Origin of the sequence: Geomonas subterranea (genome assembly GCF_019063845.1) — a bacterium.
Lineage (GTDB): Bacteria > Desulfobacterota > Desulfuromonadia > Geobacterales > Geobacteraceae > Geomonas > Geomonas subterranea.
Window position 1 is genome coordinate 3,935,373 of the sequence record NZ_CP077683.1, and the last position, 15,973, is coordinate 3,951,345.

Annotated in this window: 16 protein-coding genes; 14 read left to right on the forward strand and 2 right to left on the reverse strand. The window is 61.8% G+C overall.

All coding sequences use genetic code 11. The features are described 5' to 3' along the window. Positions 1-6: 6 nt before the first annotated feature. Positions 7-789, forward strand: a complete 783-nt coding sequence (gene fabG / locus KP001_RS17105; RefSeq protein WP_217286780.1) for a 3-oxoacyl-ACP reductase FabG — start codon at positions 7-9, stop codon at positions 787-789. 65 nt (positions 790-854) lie between these two features. Further along, positions 855-3,281, forward strand: coding sequence for a glucan 1,4-alpha-glucosidase (locus KP001_RS17110; RefSeq protein ID WP_217286781.1), 2,427 nt, complete (start codon positions 855-857; stop codon positions 3,279-3,281). A 152-nt stretch (positions 3,282-3,433) separates the two neighbouring features. On the opposite strand, the gene KP001_RS17115 is transcribed toward KP001_RS17110, so the two are convergent. Beyond that, positions 3,434-3,877, reverse strand: coding sequence for a single-stranded DNA-binding protein (locus KP001_RS17115; protein ID WP_217286782.1), 444 nt, complete (start codon positions 3,875-3,877; stop codon positions 3,434-3,436). A gap of 116 nt (positions 3,878-3,993) precedes the next feature. Between KP001_RS17115 and KP001_RS17120 the strand changes: the two genes are divergently transcribed. The 9 genes from KP001_RS17120 to KP001_RS17160 all read left to right on the forward strand — a co-directional run bounded on the left by KP001_RS17120 (position 3,994) and on the right by KP001_RS17160 (position 12,396). Beyond that, positions 3,994-4,689: a lysophospholipid acyltransferase family protein gene (locus KP001_RS17120; protein WP_217286783.1), complete on the forward strand. Its 696-nt coding sequence runs from the start codon at positions 3,994-3,996 to the stop codon at positions 4,687-4,689. A 1-nt stretch (position 4,690) separates the two neighbouring features. After that, entirely contained in the window at positions 4,691-4,873 is a 183-nt protein-coding gene (locus tag KP001_RS17125; RefSeq protein WP_217286784.1) for a hypothetical protein, read from the forward strand. 29 nt (positions 4,874-4,902) lie between these two features. Continuing rightward, positions 4,903-5,298 (forward strand): hypothetical protein, encoded by a 396-nt coding sequence (locus KP001_RS17130; protein WP_217286785.1) that lies wholly within the window; start codon positions 4,903-4,905, stop codon positions 5,296-5,298. 74 nt (positions 5,299-5,372) lie between these two features. Beyond that, on the forward strand, positions 5,373-7,049 hold the full coding sequence (locus tag KP001_RS17135) for a ribonuclease J (RefSeq protein WP_217286786.1): 1,677 nt from the start codon (positions 5,373-5,375) through the stop codon (positions 7,047-7,049). A gap of 217 nt (positions 7,050-7,266) precedes the next feature. After that, positions 7,267-9,591 carry a DNA translocase FtsK gene (locus tag KP001_RS17140; protein WP_217286787.1) on the forward strand — a complete coding sequence of 775 codons (2,325 nt, stop codon included), beginning with the start codon at positions 7,267-7,269 and terminating at the stop codon, positions 9,589-9,591. 64 nt (positions 9,592-9,655) lie between these two features. Beyond that, positions 9,656-10,222 (forward strand): glycine cleavage system transcriptional repressor, encoded by a 567-nt coding sequence (locus tag KP001_RS17145; RefSeq protein WP_217286788.1) that lies wholly within the window; start codon positions 9,656-9,658, stop codon positions 10,220-10,222. Positions 10,223-10,229: 7 nt separating this feature from the next. Next, positions 10,230-10,736 carry a peptide deformylase gene (gene def / locus KP001_RS17150; protein WP_217286789.1) on the forward strand — a complete coding sequence of 169 codons (507 nt, stop codon included), beginning with the start codon at positions 10,230-10,232 and terminating at the stop codon, positions 10,734-10,736. 201 nt (positions 10,737-10,937) lie between these two features. Then, positions 10,938-11,654: a cytochrome c biogenesis protein gene (locus tag KP001_RS17155; protein WP_217286790.1), complete on the forward strand. Its 717-nt coding sequence runs from the start codon at positions 10,938-10,940 to the stop codon at positions 11,652-11,654. Between the two features lie 64 nt (positions 11,655-11,718). Then, on the forward strand, positions 11,719-12,396 hold the full coding sequence (locus KP001_RS17160) for a cytochrome c biogenesis ResB family protein (RefSeq protein ID WP_217286791.1): 678 nt from the start codon (positions 11,719-11,721) through the stop codon (positions 12,394-12,396). Between the two features lie 55 nt (positions 12,397-12,451). Here the strand turns inward: KP001_RS17160 and KP001_RS17165 are convergent, their stop codons facing one another. Further along, positions 12,452-13,033, reverse strand: coding sequence for a peptidylprolyl isomerase (locus KP001_RS17165; protein ID WP_217286792.1), 582 nt, complete (start codon positions 13,031-13,033; stop codon positions 12,452-12,454). Positions 13,034-13,190: 157 nt separating this feature from the next. On the opposite strand from KP001_RS17165, the gene KP001_RS17170 reads away from it, so the two are divergent. The 3 genes from KP001_RS17170 to KP001_RS17180 all read left to right on the forward strand — a co-directional run bounded on the left by KP001_RS17170 (position 13,191) and on the right by KP001_RS17180 (position 15,858). Then, positions 13,191-14,600, forward strand: coding sequence for a phosphoglucomutase/phosphomannomutase family protein (locus KP001_RS17170; protein ID WP_217286793.1), 1,410 nt, complete (start codon positions 13,191-13,193; stop codon positions 14,598-14,600). A gap of 96 nt (positions 14,601-14,696) precedes the next feature. Continuing rightward, entirely contained in the window at positions 14,697-15,188 is a 492-nt protein-coding gene (locus KP001_RS17175) for a roadblock/LC7 domain-containing protein (RefSeq protein ID WP_217286794.1), read from the forward strand. An 82-nt stretch (positions 15,189-15,270) separates the two neighbouring features. Beyond that, positions 15,271-15,858 (forward strand): GTP-binding protein, encoded by a 588-nt coding sequence (locus tag KP001_RS17180; protein WP_199390678.1) that lies wholly within the window; start codon positions 15,271-15,273, stop codon positions 15,856-15,858. The last annotated feature ends 115 nt before the right edge of the window (positions 15,859-15,973 follow it).

Sequence of the window (15,973 nt, forward strand, 5' to 3'; positions counted from 1 at the left end):
ACGAGCATGAACGTGCGGCTTGACGGCAAACGGGCCGTCGTCACCGGCGGCAATTCCGGTATCGGTGAGGCGATTTCAGTATGCCTCGCCGAAGCGGGCGCTCTAGTGGCAATCAACTATGTTGCCCATCCTGAGGCCGCGCATGCGCTCGTGCAGCGGATTCAGGAGCAAGGCGGCATTGCCATGGCAATCCAAGCCGACGTATCCGATCCCGAGGCTATCGCGAAAATGTTCGAAAGCATTCAAGCTGCCTGGGGTGGGGTTGATATCCTGGTCAACAATGCGGGCATCGATGGTGGTCGCGCCTTGGCCTGGGAGACAGATATCGCCGCCTGGCGAAAAGTGATCGAGGTGAACCTGACAGGAGCCTTCTGTTGCGCCCGAGAAGCCCTGCGGCGGATGGTGCCGCAGAACAGTGGCGTCATTCTCACCATCAGCTCGGTGCATGAAGAAATTGCCTGGTCCGGTTACAGCGCCTACACGGCCAGCAAGGCTGCCGTATCCATGCTGACCAAGACCCTGGCCCAGGAAGCTGCGCCACACGGGGTGCGCGTGCTCGCTGTTGCGCCCGGAGCGATCAAGACGCCGATCAACCGCGCCGTATGGAGCGATGCCGGGAGCTTGCAGGACTTGCTCGATAAGATCCCGCTGAAACGAATCGGAGCGCCCGAAGAAGTCGCCCGCATGGTGGTAGTACTGGCCTCGGACATCGCCTCATATGTGACCGGTCGCACCATCTTCGTGGACGGGGGCATGACCGACTATCCCGACTTCGCACATGGCGGTTAGTCGCGGTAAGCGGCCTGGCCATTGACCTGCTGAAAAGACCGCGTTCCGAAACCAAAGGAGACATCATGAGTCCCTCGGATCGTTTCGCGCCGGGATGGCCCGGCATCCCGGCGCGCTGGACCTCCAGCGCCAAATCCGGCGTAGGTGTGTCCCTGAGCAACATGAGCCATGTTTGGTTCACTCTGAGCCACGGAATTTTCAACGAGATCTATTATCCACGGATAGACCAGGCCTGCGTGCGCGACATGGGGTTGATCGTCACCGACGGAGCAGATTTCTTCTCAGAGGAAAAGCGTGACGCCGTCAGCGAGGTTCAGTGGTTGGCCGAAGGCGTGCCCGCCTTTCGTGTAGTCAGCAGATGCCGTAAGGGTCGCTACCGTATCGAAAAGACGATTCTGACCGACTCCAAGCGGGACACGGTGTTGCAGAAAACACGATTTTTCGCCCAGGAAGGGGAGATTTCAAATTGTCGCCTGTACGTATTGCTCGCTCCGCACCTGGCCAACCACGGAGCCGGCAATACAGCCTGGGTTGGCGAATACAAAGGCATTTCCATGTTGTTCGCGGAAAGGGACGGGAGCGCCCTGGCTTTGGCCTGCTCCGTTCCCTGGCGCAATCGTTCCGTCGGATTCGTCGGGTTCTCGGATGGGTGGCAAGATCTGTTGTCCCACAAAAAGATGACATGGGACTATACGCGGGCCGAGAACGGGAACATCGCCCTGACGGCAGAGGTTGACCTTGAATCGGGTAATGGGGAATTTCTGTTAGCCTTGGGGTTCGGACGCAACGCCGCCGAAGCGGGGAACCGTGCGCGTGCGGCACTCCAGGACGGCTTTAACACTGCGCAATCGGAGTACGTTGAAGGATGGAACAGATGGCAGGGGCTGTTGCTGCCACTCGATACAGACCGGGGATTGGGCCGGCCAAACTTTTACCGGGTGAGTACGACCGTCTTGCGTGTCCACGAGGCCTTCAATTTCCCCGGGGGAATTATCGCCAGCCTATCGATCCCGTGGGGATTCAGCAAGGGGGACAACGATCTCGGCGGTTATCACCTCGCCTGGCCGCGCGACCTGGTGGAGTCGGCGGCGGGGCTTCTGGCTGCCGGGGGGCATGAGGAGGTTCGTCGCGTCCTCTGTTATTTGCAGGCGACCCAGGAAGCCGACGGGCACTGGGCACAGAACATGTGGTTGGATGGCTCCCCCTACTGGAACGGCATCCAGATGGACGAAACAGCCCTGCCGGTCCTGCTCGTTGACCTGAGCCGGCGTGAAAAGGCGCTGGCCGCGGACGATGTGGCCCGGTTCTGGCCTATGGTTCGACAAGCCGTGGCTTATCTGGTCCGCAACGGGCCGGTGAGCCCGCAGGACCGCTGGGAGGAAGATCCCGGCTATTCGCCATTCACGGTCGCCGCCGAAATCGCCGCTCTCCTGGCGGCGGCGGATCTGGCCGAGATGCAGCAGGAGCAGTCAATCGCAACGTATCTACGCGAGACTGCAGATGTGTGGAACGCGTCCATCGACCGCTGGATCTACGTGAAAGGTACCGATTGGTGTCGTGAGTTTGAGGTCGCGGGGTATTACGTCCGGATCGCACCGGTCGAGACAGTAGGCGGGGTGTCTCGCTTTCAAAAGAGTGTTCCGATAAGAAACGTCGCTCCCGACCAAGCCGAAAGTCCTGCCTACCATATGGTGAGCCCGGACGCGCTGGCCCTTGTTCGTTTTGGCCTGCGCAGCGCCGACGACCCGCGCATCCTCGATACGGTCAAAATCATCGATGCTCTGCTCAGGGTGGAGACGCGACAGGGCTCCGTCTGGCGTCGCTACAACGGCGACGGCTACGGTGAACATGGGGATGGCGAACCGTTTGACGGTACCGGGATCGGCCGGTGCTGGCCTCTGCTGACCGGGGAGCGAGCCCATTATGAACTGGCGGCCGGCCGAGAGGGAGACGCACGGCAACTTCAGGCGGCTATGGAAAACTTTGCCGGCGCGGAAGGACTGTTTCCCGAGCAGATCTGGGACGGGGCGGACCTGCCGGAGCGTGAGCTTTTTTTCGGCCGGCCGTCCGGTTCCGCCATGCCGCTTGCGTGGGCACACGCCGAGTATCTGAAGCTGCTGCGTTCTCTGCACGATGGACGGGTCTTCGACATGCCGCCGCAAACCGTGCAGCGCTACCTGGTGGAGAAAACAGAATCTCCGTTCATGGTGTGGCGTTTCAACCACAAGATCCGCTCCCTGCCAGCCGGCAAGATACTGCGCATCGAGACACTGGCCCCGGCGGTCATTCACTGGAGCGATGATGAATGGCACACGGTCCATGACGACAAAACGCGCGATACCGGGCTTTCGGTCCATAGCGCAGATCTGGCAACGGAATTGCTCTCGGCAGGAAAAGAGATCAAATTCACCATTTATTGGCCGGACCCAGGCCATTACGAAGGCAATGACTTCGTTGTCAGCGTAGATTCCCCGCCCCAGGTGTTTTGCTGAGAAGCGCCGCGGCCGACCTTTGTGCAGGTTTTGTTCTCCGAGCGCGCCGCGACCGCTACACTGAAAAACCGGGAATTGGAAAATCCGCAAAAAAAAAGAGGCGCAACACCTGATGGTGTGCGCCTTTTTTTTACATTAATTAAAAGGGGGGGCTAGAACGGGATCTCGTCGTCCGGGTTGAAGGTCGGCTCTTCGTAACCGCCACCCTGGTTGTAGTCCTGCTGCTGCGGGCGGCCGCCGCCCTGGCGCTGGCCGCCGCCTTCGCCCTTGGCGGAAAGCATCTGCATCTTCTCGCCGACGATCTCGGTGGTGTAGCGGTCCTTGCCGTCCTTGTCGGTCCACTTGCGGGTCTGCAGACGTCCTTCGATATATACGGTCTTCCCCTTGGAGAGGTACTCGCCGGCGATCTCGGCGAGACGCGCCCAGAGGGTGATGTTGTGCCATTCGGTCTTGTCTTCCCAGTTGCCGTCCTTCCCCTTGATGCGGTCGGTGGTGGCCAGGGAGAAGGAAGCTACGGCGGTACCGCCGGCGGTGTAGCGCACCTCGGGGTCCTTGCCCAGGTTGCCTATGAGCATCACCTTGTTGAGACTTGCCATGGGGTTCTCCTTTGATCGTGTCGCGTTTTGAATTCCGGGAAGTGTATAGAAATCGGGGTCTCATGGCAAGCGATATTGTTTGACTCTCACCGTAAAAAAAAGTAACGTAACCGGTCATGCTGAGAGCTCGTATCTACCTTCTTTTCTTCGTTCCGTACACCTTGTTGTGCAGTGTAGCCGCCGTGATCGGCGGCCTTTTCGACTCCTCCGGGCGGGCCGGACACGCCTGCGCCAGGGTCTGGAGCCTCGGGTCCCTCTGGGCGGCGCGCATCAACCTGGAGGTGGAGGGGCTGGAACTGGTCCCGACCGAGGGGCCGGTCATCTACATGGGAAACCACCAGGGTAACTTCGACATCCTCGCCCTGACCCGCGCCATCCCGCGCCTGTTCTCCTGGGTTGCCAAGGAGGAACTCTTCAGGGTGCCAGTGTTCGGCGCCGCCATGCGCCGGGCCGGGTACATCCCGCTGGATCGCAGCGACGGCAGGAAGGCGCTGAAGAGCATGAACCAGGCGGCGCAGCGCATCGCCGCGGGGGCGAGCGTGGTGATCTTCCCCGAGGGGACCCGCACCAAGGACGGGGCCCTGCTTCCCTTCAAGCGCGGTGCCTTCATGCTGGCAGTCAAGGCCGGCGTTCCCATCGTCCCCTTCACCATCAACGGCAGCCGGGCGATAAACCCGCGCAACCGCATCGAGTTGAGACCCGGAACCATCAGGATCAGCTTCGCGGCGCCCATAGAGGTCGCGGGTGTCCCGGAAGCGGAACTGCTGGAGCGGGTACGGTCGGCTATCGCAGCAAAGCTGGAGGTTGAATAAGATGGTCATGGTTTACCTGGCGCTGGCCCTTTGTGGAGTCGGCCTGATCGCGTGGGGGCTCCCCGCGGCGCACCGGCTGCGCTCACCGCTGAACGTCGTTGCGGCCGCATCCGTCCTCCTGGGCGTGCTGCTTGCCCTGCTCGGGACGCTGCTCTTCGTGGCGCCCAACTTCTTCCAGGGGTAATCCCCTGCGGCACAGGAATCATAAAAGACATGGATAAGGTCAAGACCATAGCGGTAAATGTCGCGGCGATCGCGCTGATTTCCCTGGCACTGTTCTGGGGCAACGCGCTGTACCGCCAATACGTGCAGTTCGAAAAGGGTGAGAAGGGGACCGCGTCCGGGGACTTCCCCGCGGCTGTGGCAGGGTACGAGGCCGCCATCCACATGTACACCCCCGGCAGCTCCATCGTCCCCCGCAGCGCGCAAAAGCTGTGGGACCTCGGGCAGATGGCGGAGGCGAGCCACGACACCAGGCGGGCCCTGATCGCCTACCGCGCCCTGAGGAGCTCTTTTTACGCGGTCGGCGGTATCTGGTCGCCGGGACACGAATGGATCGAGCTTTGTGACGCCCGCATCGCCAAACTGGTGCAGCAGCAGGGGCGGTAAAACCGGAGGTAGGGGCTGGCGGCGCGACCGCCCGACCTGGAACCGCCGCACGGCATTCATGTAAAGGATCATCTTTGGAAGCAAGCAGCATTGAAAATACCGGGCTGAAGTTCGTGGCCCTCGGAGGACTCGGGGAGATCGGCCTGAACATGGCCGCCTTCGAGTACGGCGATGACATCGTGATCGTCGACTGCGGGCTTATGTTCCCGGAGCCGTACATGCTGGGGATAGACGTGGTCATCCCCGACATCGGCTACCTCCTGGAGCGTGCCGACCGGATCCGCGCCATCCTGCTCACCCACGGGCACGAGGACCACATCGGCGCGCTTCCCTACGTGCTGCGTGACATCAATCCCCCCATCTACGGCACCGCCCTCACCCTGGGCTTCGTCAAGGAAAAGTTGAAGGAGTTCGAACTCGACGAGAAGGTCGACCTGCGGGTGGTGAAGCCAAGGGACGTGATCGAGCTCGGCGATTTCATCGTGGAGTTCATCCGCGTGGCCCACTCCACCGTGGACGGCTGCGCGCTGGCCATCACCTCCCCCGAAGGGGTGGTGATCCACACCGGCGACTTCAAGCTGGACCAGACCCCGGTGGACGGCGAGCTCACCGACCTTCCCACCTTCGCCCGCTACGGCCAGGCCGGGGTGCTGGCGCTCTTCGCCGACTCCACCAACATCGAGCGGGAGGGGTACACCCTGTCGGAGCGGGTGGTGGGGGAGGCCTTCGACGAGATCTTCCCGAATTGTCCCGGCAGGGTCATCGTCGCCGCTTTCTCCAGCAACATACATCGCGTCCAGCAGGTGGTGCACGCGGCGCAAAAGAGCGGCCGGAAGGTCCTCTTGAACGGCCGCTCCATGATCGCGAACGTGCAGATCGCCCGGGAACTCGGCTACCTCAGCATCCCCGATGACATCATGATGGACCTGAAGGAACTCCCCAAGCTCCCCAAGGAGCAGGTCTGCATGATCACCACGGGGAGCCAGGGTGAGCCGAGGAGTTCGCTGATCCGGATCGCCATGGACGATCACAAGCAGATCAAGCTGGAGCGCGGCGATACCGTCATCCTCTCCTCGCGGTTCATTCCGGGCAACGAGAAGACCATCTCGGACCTGATGAACCACCTGTACCGCCGCGGCGCCGAGGTGATCCACGAGAAGGTTTCCGAGGTGCACGTCTCCGGGCACGCCAGCCAGGAGGAGCTGAAACTCCTGCACAACCTGGTGAAGCCACGCTTCTTCGTCCCGGTGCACGGCGAGTACCGGCACCTGGTGAAGCACGCCCAGCTGGCCCAGAAGGTCGGCACCCCTGAGGAGCGCTGCATCCTGGCGGTGAACGGCGACGTGGTGCTCTTCTCCGGCGACGAGGCGGCCATCGTGGACCATGTGAACACGGGGCGGGTTTTCGTCGACGGCAAGGGGGTCGGTGACGTCGGCAACGTGGTCCTGAAGGACAGGAAGCACCTCTCCGAGGACGGCATGGTGGTAGTCATCGTCGGCATCAACCAGGTGAGCGGCGAGATCATCTATGGCCCCGACATCGTGTCGCGCGGCTTCATCTTCGAGGATGAAAGCCAGCAGTACCTGGACGAGGCGAAGAAGGTGGTGCTGGACACGCTGGCCCTGGTGAGCACCGAGGCGATGACCGACTGGAACGAGGTGAAGCTGGAGGTGCGCCGCGTGCTGCGCCGCTTCTTCAACAAGACCATCGAACGCCGCCCGGTGATACTGCCGCTCGTGCTGGAGATGTAGCACACCGGATCTCACCGTCTACTGTAGGGGCGAATAATTATTCGCCCGCTTTTATCTTTCTTGCCAGGGAATCCGAGGGGCACCAGCGGCTGGGCAAATGATTATTTGCCCCTACAAACAGCCGTTCGCCCCACGTTCAATCCCGAGCGAAGGCTTCCGGGAGCCCCCTCCCCAACCCTCCCCCTCCAGGGGAGGGAGCACACAACACGGACAACGCATGACGACTGAAGAGAAGATCGAAAAAAAGGAAAAGGTAGCCAAGGAGGTTAAGGGGATGGCGTTCGGCGTCGCCGGCATCTTCCTGTTCATCGCGCTCGCCTCCTTCCACGGCGAGGACCTCTCCTTCAACAGCGTCTCCACCTTTACCCAGACCAAGAACCTGGGGGGACGTTTCGGCGCGGAGCTGGCCGATTTCTTCCTGCAGCTCTTCGGCATGGCATCCTATATATTCCCCTGTACCCTCATCTACTTGGCTTACCGGTCCTTCACGTCGGATCCCATCAGATGGCGCCGCTACAAGCTGGTGGGGTTCATACTGCTCCTGCTGTCGCTCTCGGGGCTTTTCGCCTTTTTTCATGAAATGACGGAGTTCCTGGGACAGCGGGTCCAGACCGGCGGGTTTATAGGCTTCCAGGGAGCCTCCCTGCTGAAGCGCGCCTTCGGCCAGATCGGGGCGATGCTCATCCTCCTTCCGATGCTGGCTGCGAGTGCCATGCTCCTGTCCCGCTTCTCCTTCGTCCTCTTCGCCAACTGGTGGTTTACCGCGCTCAAGGAGAGCTGGGAGAAGCGCAAGCAGCGCCGCGCCCTGCAGCGCGAGCTCGCTTCGGAAAAGGGGGAGAAGGACGAGAAGCCCCGCCAGCACGCGGCCCCCATCATCAAGCCGGCCGCGGTGCCGCCGCCGGTTCCCGCGCCGGTGGCCAAGAAGGAGAAGAAAAAGGACGACAAGAAGACCGCCCCGGTGCAGGAGGCCTTCGATTTCATCAAGGCGGAAGGGGATTTCAAGACCCCGCCGCTGTCCCTGCTCGATCCGCCCCCCGAGGGAGCCAAGCGCCAGGACAAAGAAACCCTGACCATGAACGCCCGGCTCATGGAGAAAAAGCTCAAGGACTTCGGCGTGGAAGGGGAGGTGGTGGAGATCTGCCCCGGCCCGGTCATCACCATGTACGAGTTCTCCCCGGGCCCCGGCATCAAGGTGAGCCGCATCGCCGGACTGCAGGACGACCTGACCATGGCGCTGCAGGCGCACTCGATCCGCATCGTGGCCCCGATTCCCGGCAAGGGGGTGGTCGGCATCGAGCTCCCTAACCGGGAGCGCGACATGGTGTCGCTCAGGGAGATCTTCAACTCCGAGCAGTTCCACAAGGGGAAGATGAAGCTCCCGATGGCGCTCGGCAAGGACATCGCCGGCACGCCGCTGGTCACCGACCTGGCCAAGATGCCGCACCTCCTGGTCGCCGGCGCCACCGGCTCGGGCAAGTCGGTCGCCATCAACACCATGATCCTGTCGCTTCTGTACACCTCGACCCCCAACGACGTCAGGATCATCATGGTCGACCCGAAGATGCTGGAACTCTCCGTCTACGAAGGGATCCCGCACCTCTTGCTCCCCGTGGTCACCAACCCCAAGAAGGCGGCCCTCGCGCTCAAGTGGGCCGTCGAAGAGATGGGACGCCGTTACCGCCTCATGTCCGACAAGGGGGTCAGGAACATCGATTCCTACAACCGCGAACTGGAGCGGCAGGAGAAGGAAGACGCCGAGAACAGGGCGCGCGAGACCGTGGTGGTCGAGGAGATCGACGAATCCGATCACCTCGAGGACCCGGAGGACATGGAGGCGCGCGAGGCGGCCATCCAGGCCTTCCTGGCCAAGGAAGAGCAGCTGGAGCACGGCCATCTCCCCTACATCGTGGTCATCGTCGACGAGCTCGCCGACCTGATGATGGTGGCCGGGCGCGAGATCGAAGAATCCATCGCCCGACTGGCCCAGATGGCGCGTGCCGCGGGCATCCACCTGATCCTCGCCACCCAGCGCCCCTCGGTCGACGTCATCACCGGTCTCATCAAGGCCAACTTCCCGGCCAGGATCTCCTTCCAGGTCTCCTCGAAGATCGACTCCCGCACCATCCTGGACGGCAACGGCGCCGAGTCGCTCCTGGGCGCCGGCGACATGCTCTTCCTCCCGCCGGGAACCTCGAAGATGCTCCGCTCCCACGGCGCCTTCGTCTCCGACGCCGAGGTGCAGCGCGTGGTCGAGTTCCTGAAGAAGCAGGGGAAACCGGTCTACGAGAAGTCCATCCTGGAGATGAAGGCCGGCGACGAGAAGGGAGGTGGCGACGACGAGGAGGATATCGACGAGCGCTACGACGACGCCCTGGCCCTGGTGGCCGAGGCGAAACAGGCCTCGATTTCGATGATCCAGCGCCGCCTGCGGATCGGCTACAACCGTGCCGCCCGCATCATCGAGAAGATGGAGCAGGAAGGGGTCATCGGTCCCTCCGACGGCACCAGCAAGCCCCGCGAAGTTTTTATCAACAAGATCTAGTCAGTCCGGGGACTGGCTCCGCAGGTGCCTGTCTCCATAAAACGGACCTTTAGAAGGAGGCCCAATGAACCTTTGTCGCAAGCCCAACCTGGCCCATTTCGCCGTCACCATCATCGGCAAGGACCGCACCGGCATCGTGGCGGACACCTCCGAGGTGCTGTACAAGCTCGGCTGCAACGTCGAGGACTCCAGCTGCACCATGCTGGGGGGCGAGTTCGCCATGATCCTGATCGTCTCCCACGAGAAGCCCTTCTCCAAGAAGAAGCTGGAAGAAGAGTTCACCGCCAAGACCGCGGGCACCGGACTTTCCGCATTCGTTAGGACCCTGAAGGACGACGAAGTCTGCTACCAGGGGCCGGAAGGGGAGCTCTGCCTCATCTCGGTGTACGGCTCGGATAAACCGGGCATCGTCTATCGCGTCACCCGCGAGCTTGCCGACCGTGGCGTCAGCATTGCCGATCTGAACACCAAGCTGATCGGCAAGCCGACCGAGCCGGTGTACGTGCTGGTGCTCGAGGCCGCGCTGCCCCAAGGGCTCTCGGTTGAGGATGCGACCGCCCTGCTGGAAAAACTGAAAAAGGAGCTGAGTGTGGAGATTTCGGTGCGGCTCATTACACCCGTTTCCCTCTGATTCTAATATGGCAGTTAAACCGATAGTCATCTATCCCGACCCCATTTTGAAGCAGGTCTGCCCCCCGGTGCAGGCCATCGACGATGAGATACGGCAGCTGATCGAAGACCTGGTGGACACCATGCACGCCGGGCCCGGTTCCGTCGGCGTCGCGGCGCCGCAGATCGGCGTCTCCCGGCGCGTCTGCGTCATCGACGTCTCGAAGAACCGTCACGGCAAGGAGAACAACCACGGGCTGTTGCTCATGATCAACCCGGAGATCCTGGCCAAGAGCGGCGGCGCCGTGATGCGCGAGGGGTGCATGAGCGTGCCGGACTACACCGGTGACGTCGAGCGCGCCACCGAACTGACGCTTCGTTTCACCGAGCCCGACGGCAACGTGCGCGAGTTCGAGGCCTCCGGCTTCGAGGCCGTGGCCATCCAGCACGAGATGGACCACCTGGACGGTTTCCTGTTCCTGGACCGCATCGCCTCGCTGAAGACCGGCCTGTTCCGCAGGAAAAGCTACAAATAAACCGAAACCCTTGGCCACGGAGAAAATCTGAGGGAATCTGAGAGAACCTGAAACCTTTTACTGGTCTCTCTCTGCTTGCCCACCGAAGCACAACGTGCGAAGGCGGGTGCCCTCTGTGTCCCTCCGTGTCCTCTGCTGGCCCGCCGAAGCACATCGTGCGAAGGCGGGTGGTAACGCTTTCAGGCTTCCCCGAGTTCCCCTATGAAATGGCTTCTCATCACTTCCGCGCTGCTCTACGTCGCCTCCATCCGCCGGCCCATCTTCGTGGCGGCGCTCGGCTGCAGCCTGGCCTACCTCGCCTCGCGCGGGATGGCGCTGGGACGGCTTCCCCTGATCGGACCGCAGGATACCCTGGCCTTCTTCTCGGGGGCTCTCGGGCTCATGGGGCTTCCGTTCCTCTATAGCCGGCAGACTGCGGGCGTACGCTGGTTTTGCTGGGGGTGCGGCGCGCTGGCCGGCCTCTTCGCCGCCCTGGCGCTTCCCTTCCCGACCATCAACATGCCGCTGCCTCCCATCCTCGACACCTACTGGTTCGAGTTGCACGTGGCGCTTGCCTTCTTCGCCTACGGCCTCTTCGGCATCGCGGCGCTCCTCGGTGTGGCCTTCCTGCAGGGGGGAGGGAAGCCGGCGCTCGACCTGCAGTACCGGGCCGCGCTGGTGGGGTACAGCTTCTTCTCCCTCTCCATGGTCTCCGGCGGCATCTGGGGGTATTACGCATGGGGCACCTACTGGCTGTGGACCGCCAAGGAGCTCTGGACCTCCATCCTCTGGATCTTCTACTCGCTATTCCTGCACCTGCGCCTCAAGGGGCAGGCATGGGAGCGCGGCTTCGCCTGGCTCGGCATCGTCGGATTCCTGGTGACGCTTTTCACCTACCTGGGCGTCAGCATGCTGATGCGGAGCTCGCATAGTTTCTAACCGGTAGCTTGGGGACAGGGACCTGCGGAGCCAGTCCCCGGGTCCGACCAAAGAGGGAATGCCCTTGCTGAAAAAACTCTACTCGACCTTCTGCTCCCTAAACCTCGGCCTTTGGCTCATGACCGGGGTCATGGTCACCCTGGCCCTGGGCTCCTTCTCCAGCGCGAGCTCGGAGCAGGGCGGCCTCAACGACATGCCGCTCCTCTTCTGGCTGCAGCGCGCGCCGCTCGGCTACTCCTGGTGGCTCTGGCTCTGCGTCGCCTGCATAGCGGTCCTCTTCGTCAACGCGCTCGTCTGCTCCATCGACGCCTTGCGCCGCAAAGGGCGCAGCGTGGCGCCGCACCTGATGCACGCGGGCTTCCTCCTCATAGTCCTGGCGCACCTCCTCTCCGCATATGGCGGCTTCAAACAACAGATGCAGCTGCCGCAGGGGGATTCTTTCGGTTTTCCGGACGGCGAGCGGGTCGTGGTGGAGCGGATCACAGGCGATGTGGGGCCGATGGGCATGATGAGCGGCTACCGCGCGGATCTCAGGCTCTCGGACGGTCTGCACGTAGTGCAGCCGAACCAGCCGCTCTTCCACAAGGGGTACGGCATCTACGTGAAGGACGTGGCGCTCAACCCGGTGCCGATGGCGCTCTTCGAGGTGCACAGGGAGCCGGGCGCGCTGACCGCATTCATAGGGGCGTTGATCTTTACGGTGGGTAACCTGATGCTGCTGGCGCAGCGCAAGGGGAGATAAGAAGGAAGGGGCGCCTGGCGGCGCCCCTTTTACGTTGCTCGATCGCTTTACGCCGTTACTTGATTTCTTTGACGCTCTTGATGATCATCGGGGTCTGCGGCACGTCCGGCATGCCGTTGGCGCCCCTGCCGGTCTTGGTGGCCGCGATCTTGTCGACCACGTTCATTCCCTCAATGACCTTGCCGAATACGGCGTAGCCGTATCCCATCATGCCGCCGCCCGGCCTGTTGTTCAGGAAGTCGTTGTTCACGGTGTTGATGAAGAACTGGGCGGTGGCGGAATCGACCACACCGGTGCGCGCCATGGCGATGGTGCCGCGCTCGTTTTTCAGCCCGTTCGCAGCCTCGTTCTTGATCGGGGCCTTGGTCGGTTTCGGATTCAGGTCCTGCCCGAAACCACCTCCCTGGATCATGAAGTTGGGGATGACGCGGTGGAAGATGGTCCCGTTGTAGAAGCCGCTGTTCGCGTAGTCGAGGAAGTTCTTAACGGAAATCGGCGCCTCTTTCTGGAACAGTTCGACCTTCACGTTGCCCTGGTTGGTCTCGATCAGCACCACCGGGTTCTTCGCCTCGGCGGCGAAGGCGCCGCCCGCCAGGAAGAGCCCCAGGATCAGAGCGTAGATGAATCTTTTCAGCATGTTTTCATACCTCCTCTGGGATGGTTTATCGTTGCACACTTATAAGCCAATCCCCGCCGCCGGTCAACCATTCGCTGCTGTCCGGGCAACTAAGGGTTGACAGATCGGGCGCCGCCGTGGAAAATGCCCCATCATTAACGTTTATGGAGGAATGGACTTGCAGATACAATTCGGCACAGACGGGTGGCGCGGCGTCATCGCCGACACCTTCACCTTTGAAAACCTGTCGCTGGTGGCGCAGGCCACCATGGATTATCTGCATAAACAGGGGCTTGCGGAAAAGGGACTGGTGATCGGTTACGACCGCCGCTTTCTCTCCAAGGAATTCGCCGAGCGCGTCGCGGCCATAGCGGCGGGCAACGGCATCAAGACCTGGCTCTCCGAAGGCTACGCGCCCACCCCCGCCGTCTCGTGGGCGGTTCACGAGAAGAAAGCAGGGGCCGGGGTGATGATCACCGCGAGCCACAATCCCGCACGTTACAACGGCTTCAAGGTAAAGGAATCCTTCGGCGGTTCCGCGCGCCCCTCCACGACCAAGGTCCTGGAGAAGATGGTGGCCGAGAACCAGGCGGCCTCACGTCCGGTGCAGGCCCTCGCGCTGGCCGAGGCGCTGGAGTCGGGACAGGTGGAGCTTTTCGATGCCACCGCCCCGTACCTGGCCCAACTGGGGCGCTACGTCGACCTCGAGCTGATCCGCTCCGCCGGCATCAAGGCGGTGGTCGATCCGATGTTTGGTGCCGGCTCCGGGCTGTTGCCGCTGTTGGTCGCCGGGATCGAGGAGATCCATGGTGCCGAGAATCCCTCCTTCGGCGGACATCCCCCCGAGCCCATCGCCGAGCACCTGGGTGAACTGGCGGCCATGGTCGAGGCCGGGAAGTTCCAGGTGGGATTGGCCCTCGATGGCGATGCCGACCGGATCGGCGCCGTAGACGAGACCGGCGAATTCTTCTCCTCGCACCGCATATTCACCGTGCTGTTGCGCCACCTCTACGAGCGCAAAGGGGTACGCGGCGCGGTGGTCAAGACCGTCTCCACCACGCAAATGATCGACCTCCTGGCGCAGAAATACGGCCTGAAGCTCTTCGAGACCCAGATCGGCTTCAAGCACATCTGCGAGCTGATGCTGGACAACGACATCCTGATGGGGGGCGAGGAGTCCGGCGGCCTGGGAGTAAAGGGGCACATCCCGGAGCGCGACGGTATCCTGATGGGGCTGCTCCTTCTCGAGGCGATGGCCATGAGCGGGAAAGGGCTGCGGGCGCTTCTCGAGGAGACCATGGATGAGATCGGGCACTTCCACTATTCCCGCATTGACCTGCCCATCGACCCGCAGGCGAAGCAGCTCCTCCTGGAAAGGATGCAGGCCGGCGGGATCACCAGCATCGCCGGATTCGCCGTGGCGCGCCACAATTTCAGCGACGGTTTCAAGTTCATCTTCGGGGACGGATCCTGGCTTTTGATACGCCCGTCGGGGACGGAGCCGGTGCTCAGACTGTACAGCGAGGCGGGGGACCCGGAGAAGGTCGCGCTTCTTCTGAATGCAGCTCGCGACATAGCAAGCGTCTAAGGAGCGGTTATCGCTAAGGCAATTACCTTGAAATGGCGTAACGCTTCTGCTATAGAATAAGCTTCGCAGCAAAAGTACCCCGCCAAGGAGACATTCATGTCGAATCCTCAGTTGATTATGTACGATGAGGAATTCAAACAGATAAACGTCGTGCTCGACAAGTTGCTGCGCGAAGCCAATGCCAAGGTGATCTTCCTGGTGGACAAGAACGGCCAGTTGATCACGGGGTGCGGCGAGACCGAGCGTTTCGACACCACGTCGCTCGCCTCGCTCACCGCCGGCAACATCGCCGCCACGGGCGGCCTGGCCAAGCTGATCGGCGAGAAGGAGTTTTCCATCCTCTTCCACGAAGGGGAGAAGGACAACCTCCACATTTCCATCGTGGCCGGCCGCGTGATCCTGGTGGTGCTCTTCGATACCCGCTCTTCCCTGGGGTTGGTTCGTCTGCGCGTCAAGAAGGCTTCCGAGGAGCTCACCGCCATCTTCAACCGTCTTCTGCAGAAGAACGAGGAGAAGGAGAAGAGCGGCGACAGCGAGTTCCCCTTTGCGGAAATCACCGACGACGATATCGACAACCTGTTCAGCTAACCGGCATGCTTCGGTAGGATGGGGTGGCAGTGCGCGCCCCGGAAAACCCTGTGGTGCAGTAATTCATAAGAGGTAATGTAGGATGTCCTTCATCAACTACGCTTCCCGCGAAATAAACTGCAAGATCGTCTACTACGGCCCGGGTCTCTGCGGCAAGACCACCAATCTTCAGTACGTCTACCAAAAGACCGCCGCCGACGCGAAAGGGAAGATGATCAGCCTCGCGACCGAGACCGAGCGCACCCTTTTCTTCGACTTCCTCCCCCTGGCCCTGGGCGAGATCCGCGGTTTCAAGACGCGTTTCCACCTGTACACCGTTCCCGGCCAGGTCTTTTACGACGCCTCCCGGAAGCTGATCCTGAAGGGTGTGGACGGCGTGGTCTTCGTGGCGGACTCCCAGGAAGAGCGCATGGACGCCAACATCGAGAGCGTCGAGAACCTGCGCATCAACTTGATCGAGCAGGGATATGACCTGGACAAGATCCCGTATGTGGTCCAGTACAACAAGCGCGACCTCCCCAACGTGGTCAGCGTTGAGGAACTGCGCCGCGAGCTGAACCCGACCAACGTCCCTGATTTCGAAGCCTGCGCCACCACCGGCGAAGGGGTCTTCGAGACCCTGAAGGCGATCGCCAAGCTGATCCTGTTCGATCTGAAAAAAGGGAAGTAGCCAGAAACCGCCGGGACGGCGGTGCATAGATAAAGAGAAGGGGGCGCCGGTATGACCGGCGTCCCCTTTTTTATCGATCGCGGCAAAAAAATCAATGTAGGGGCGAATAATCATT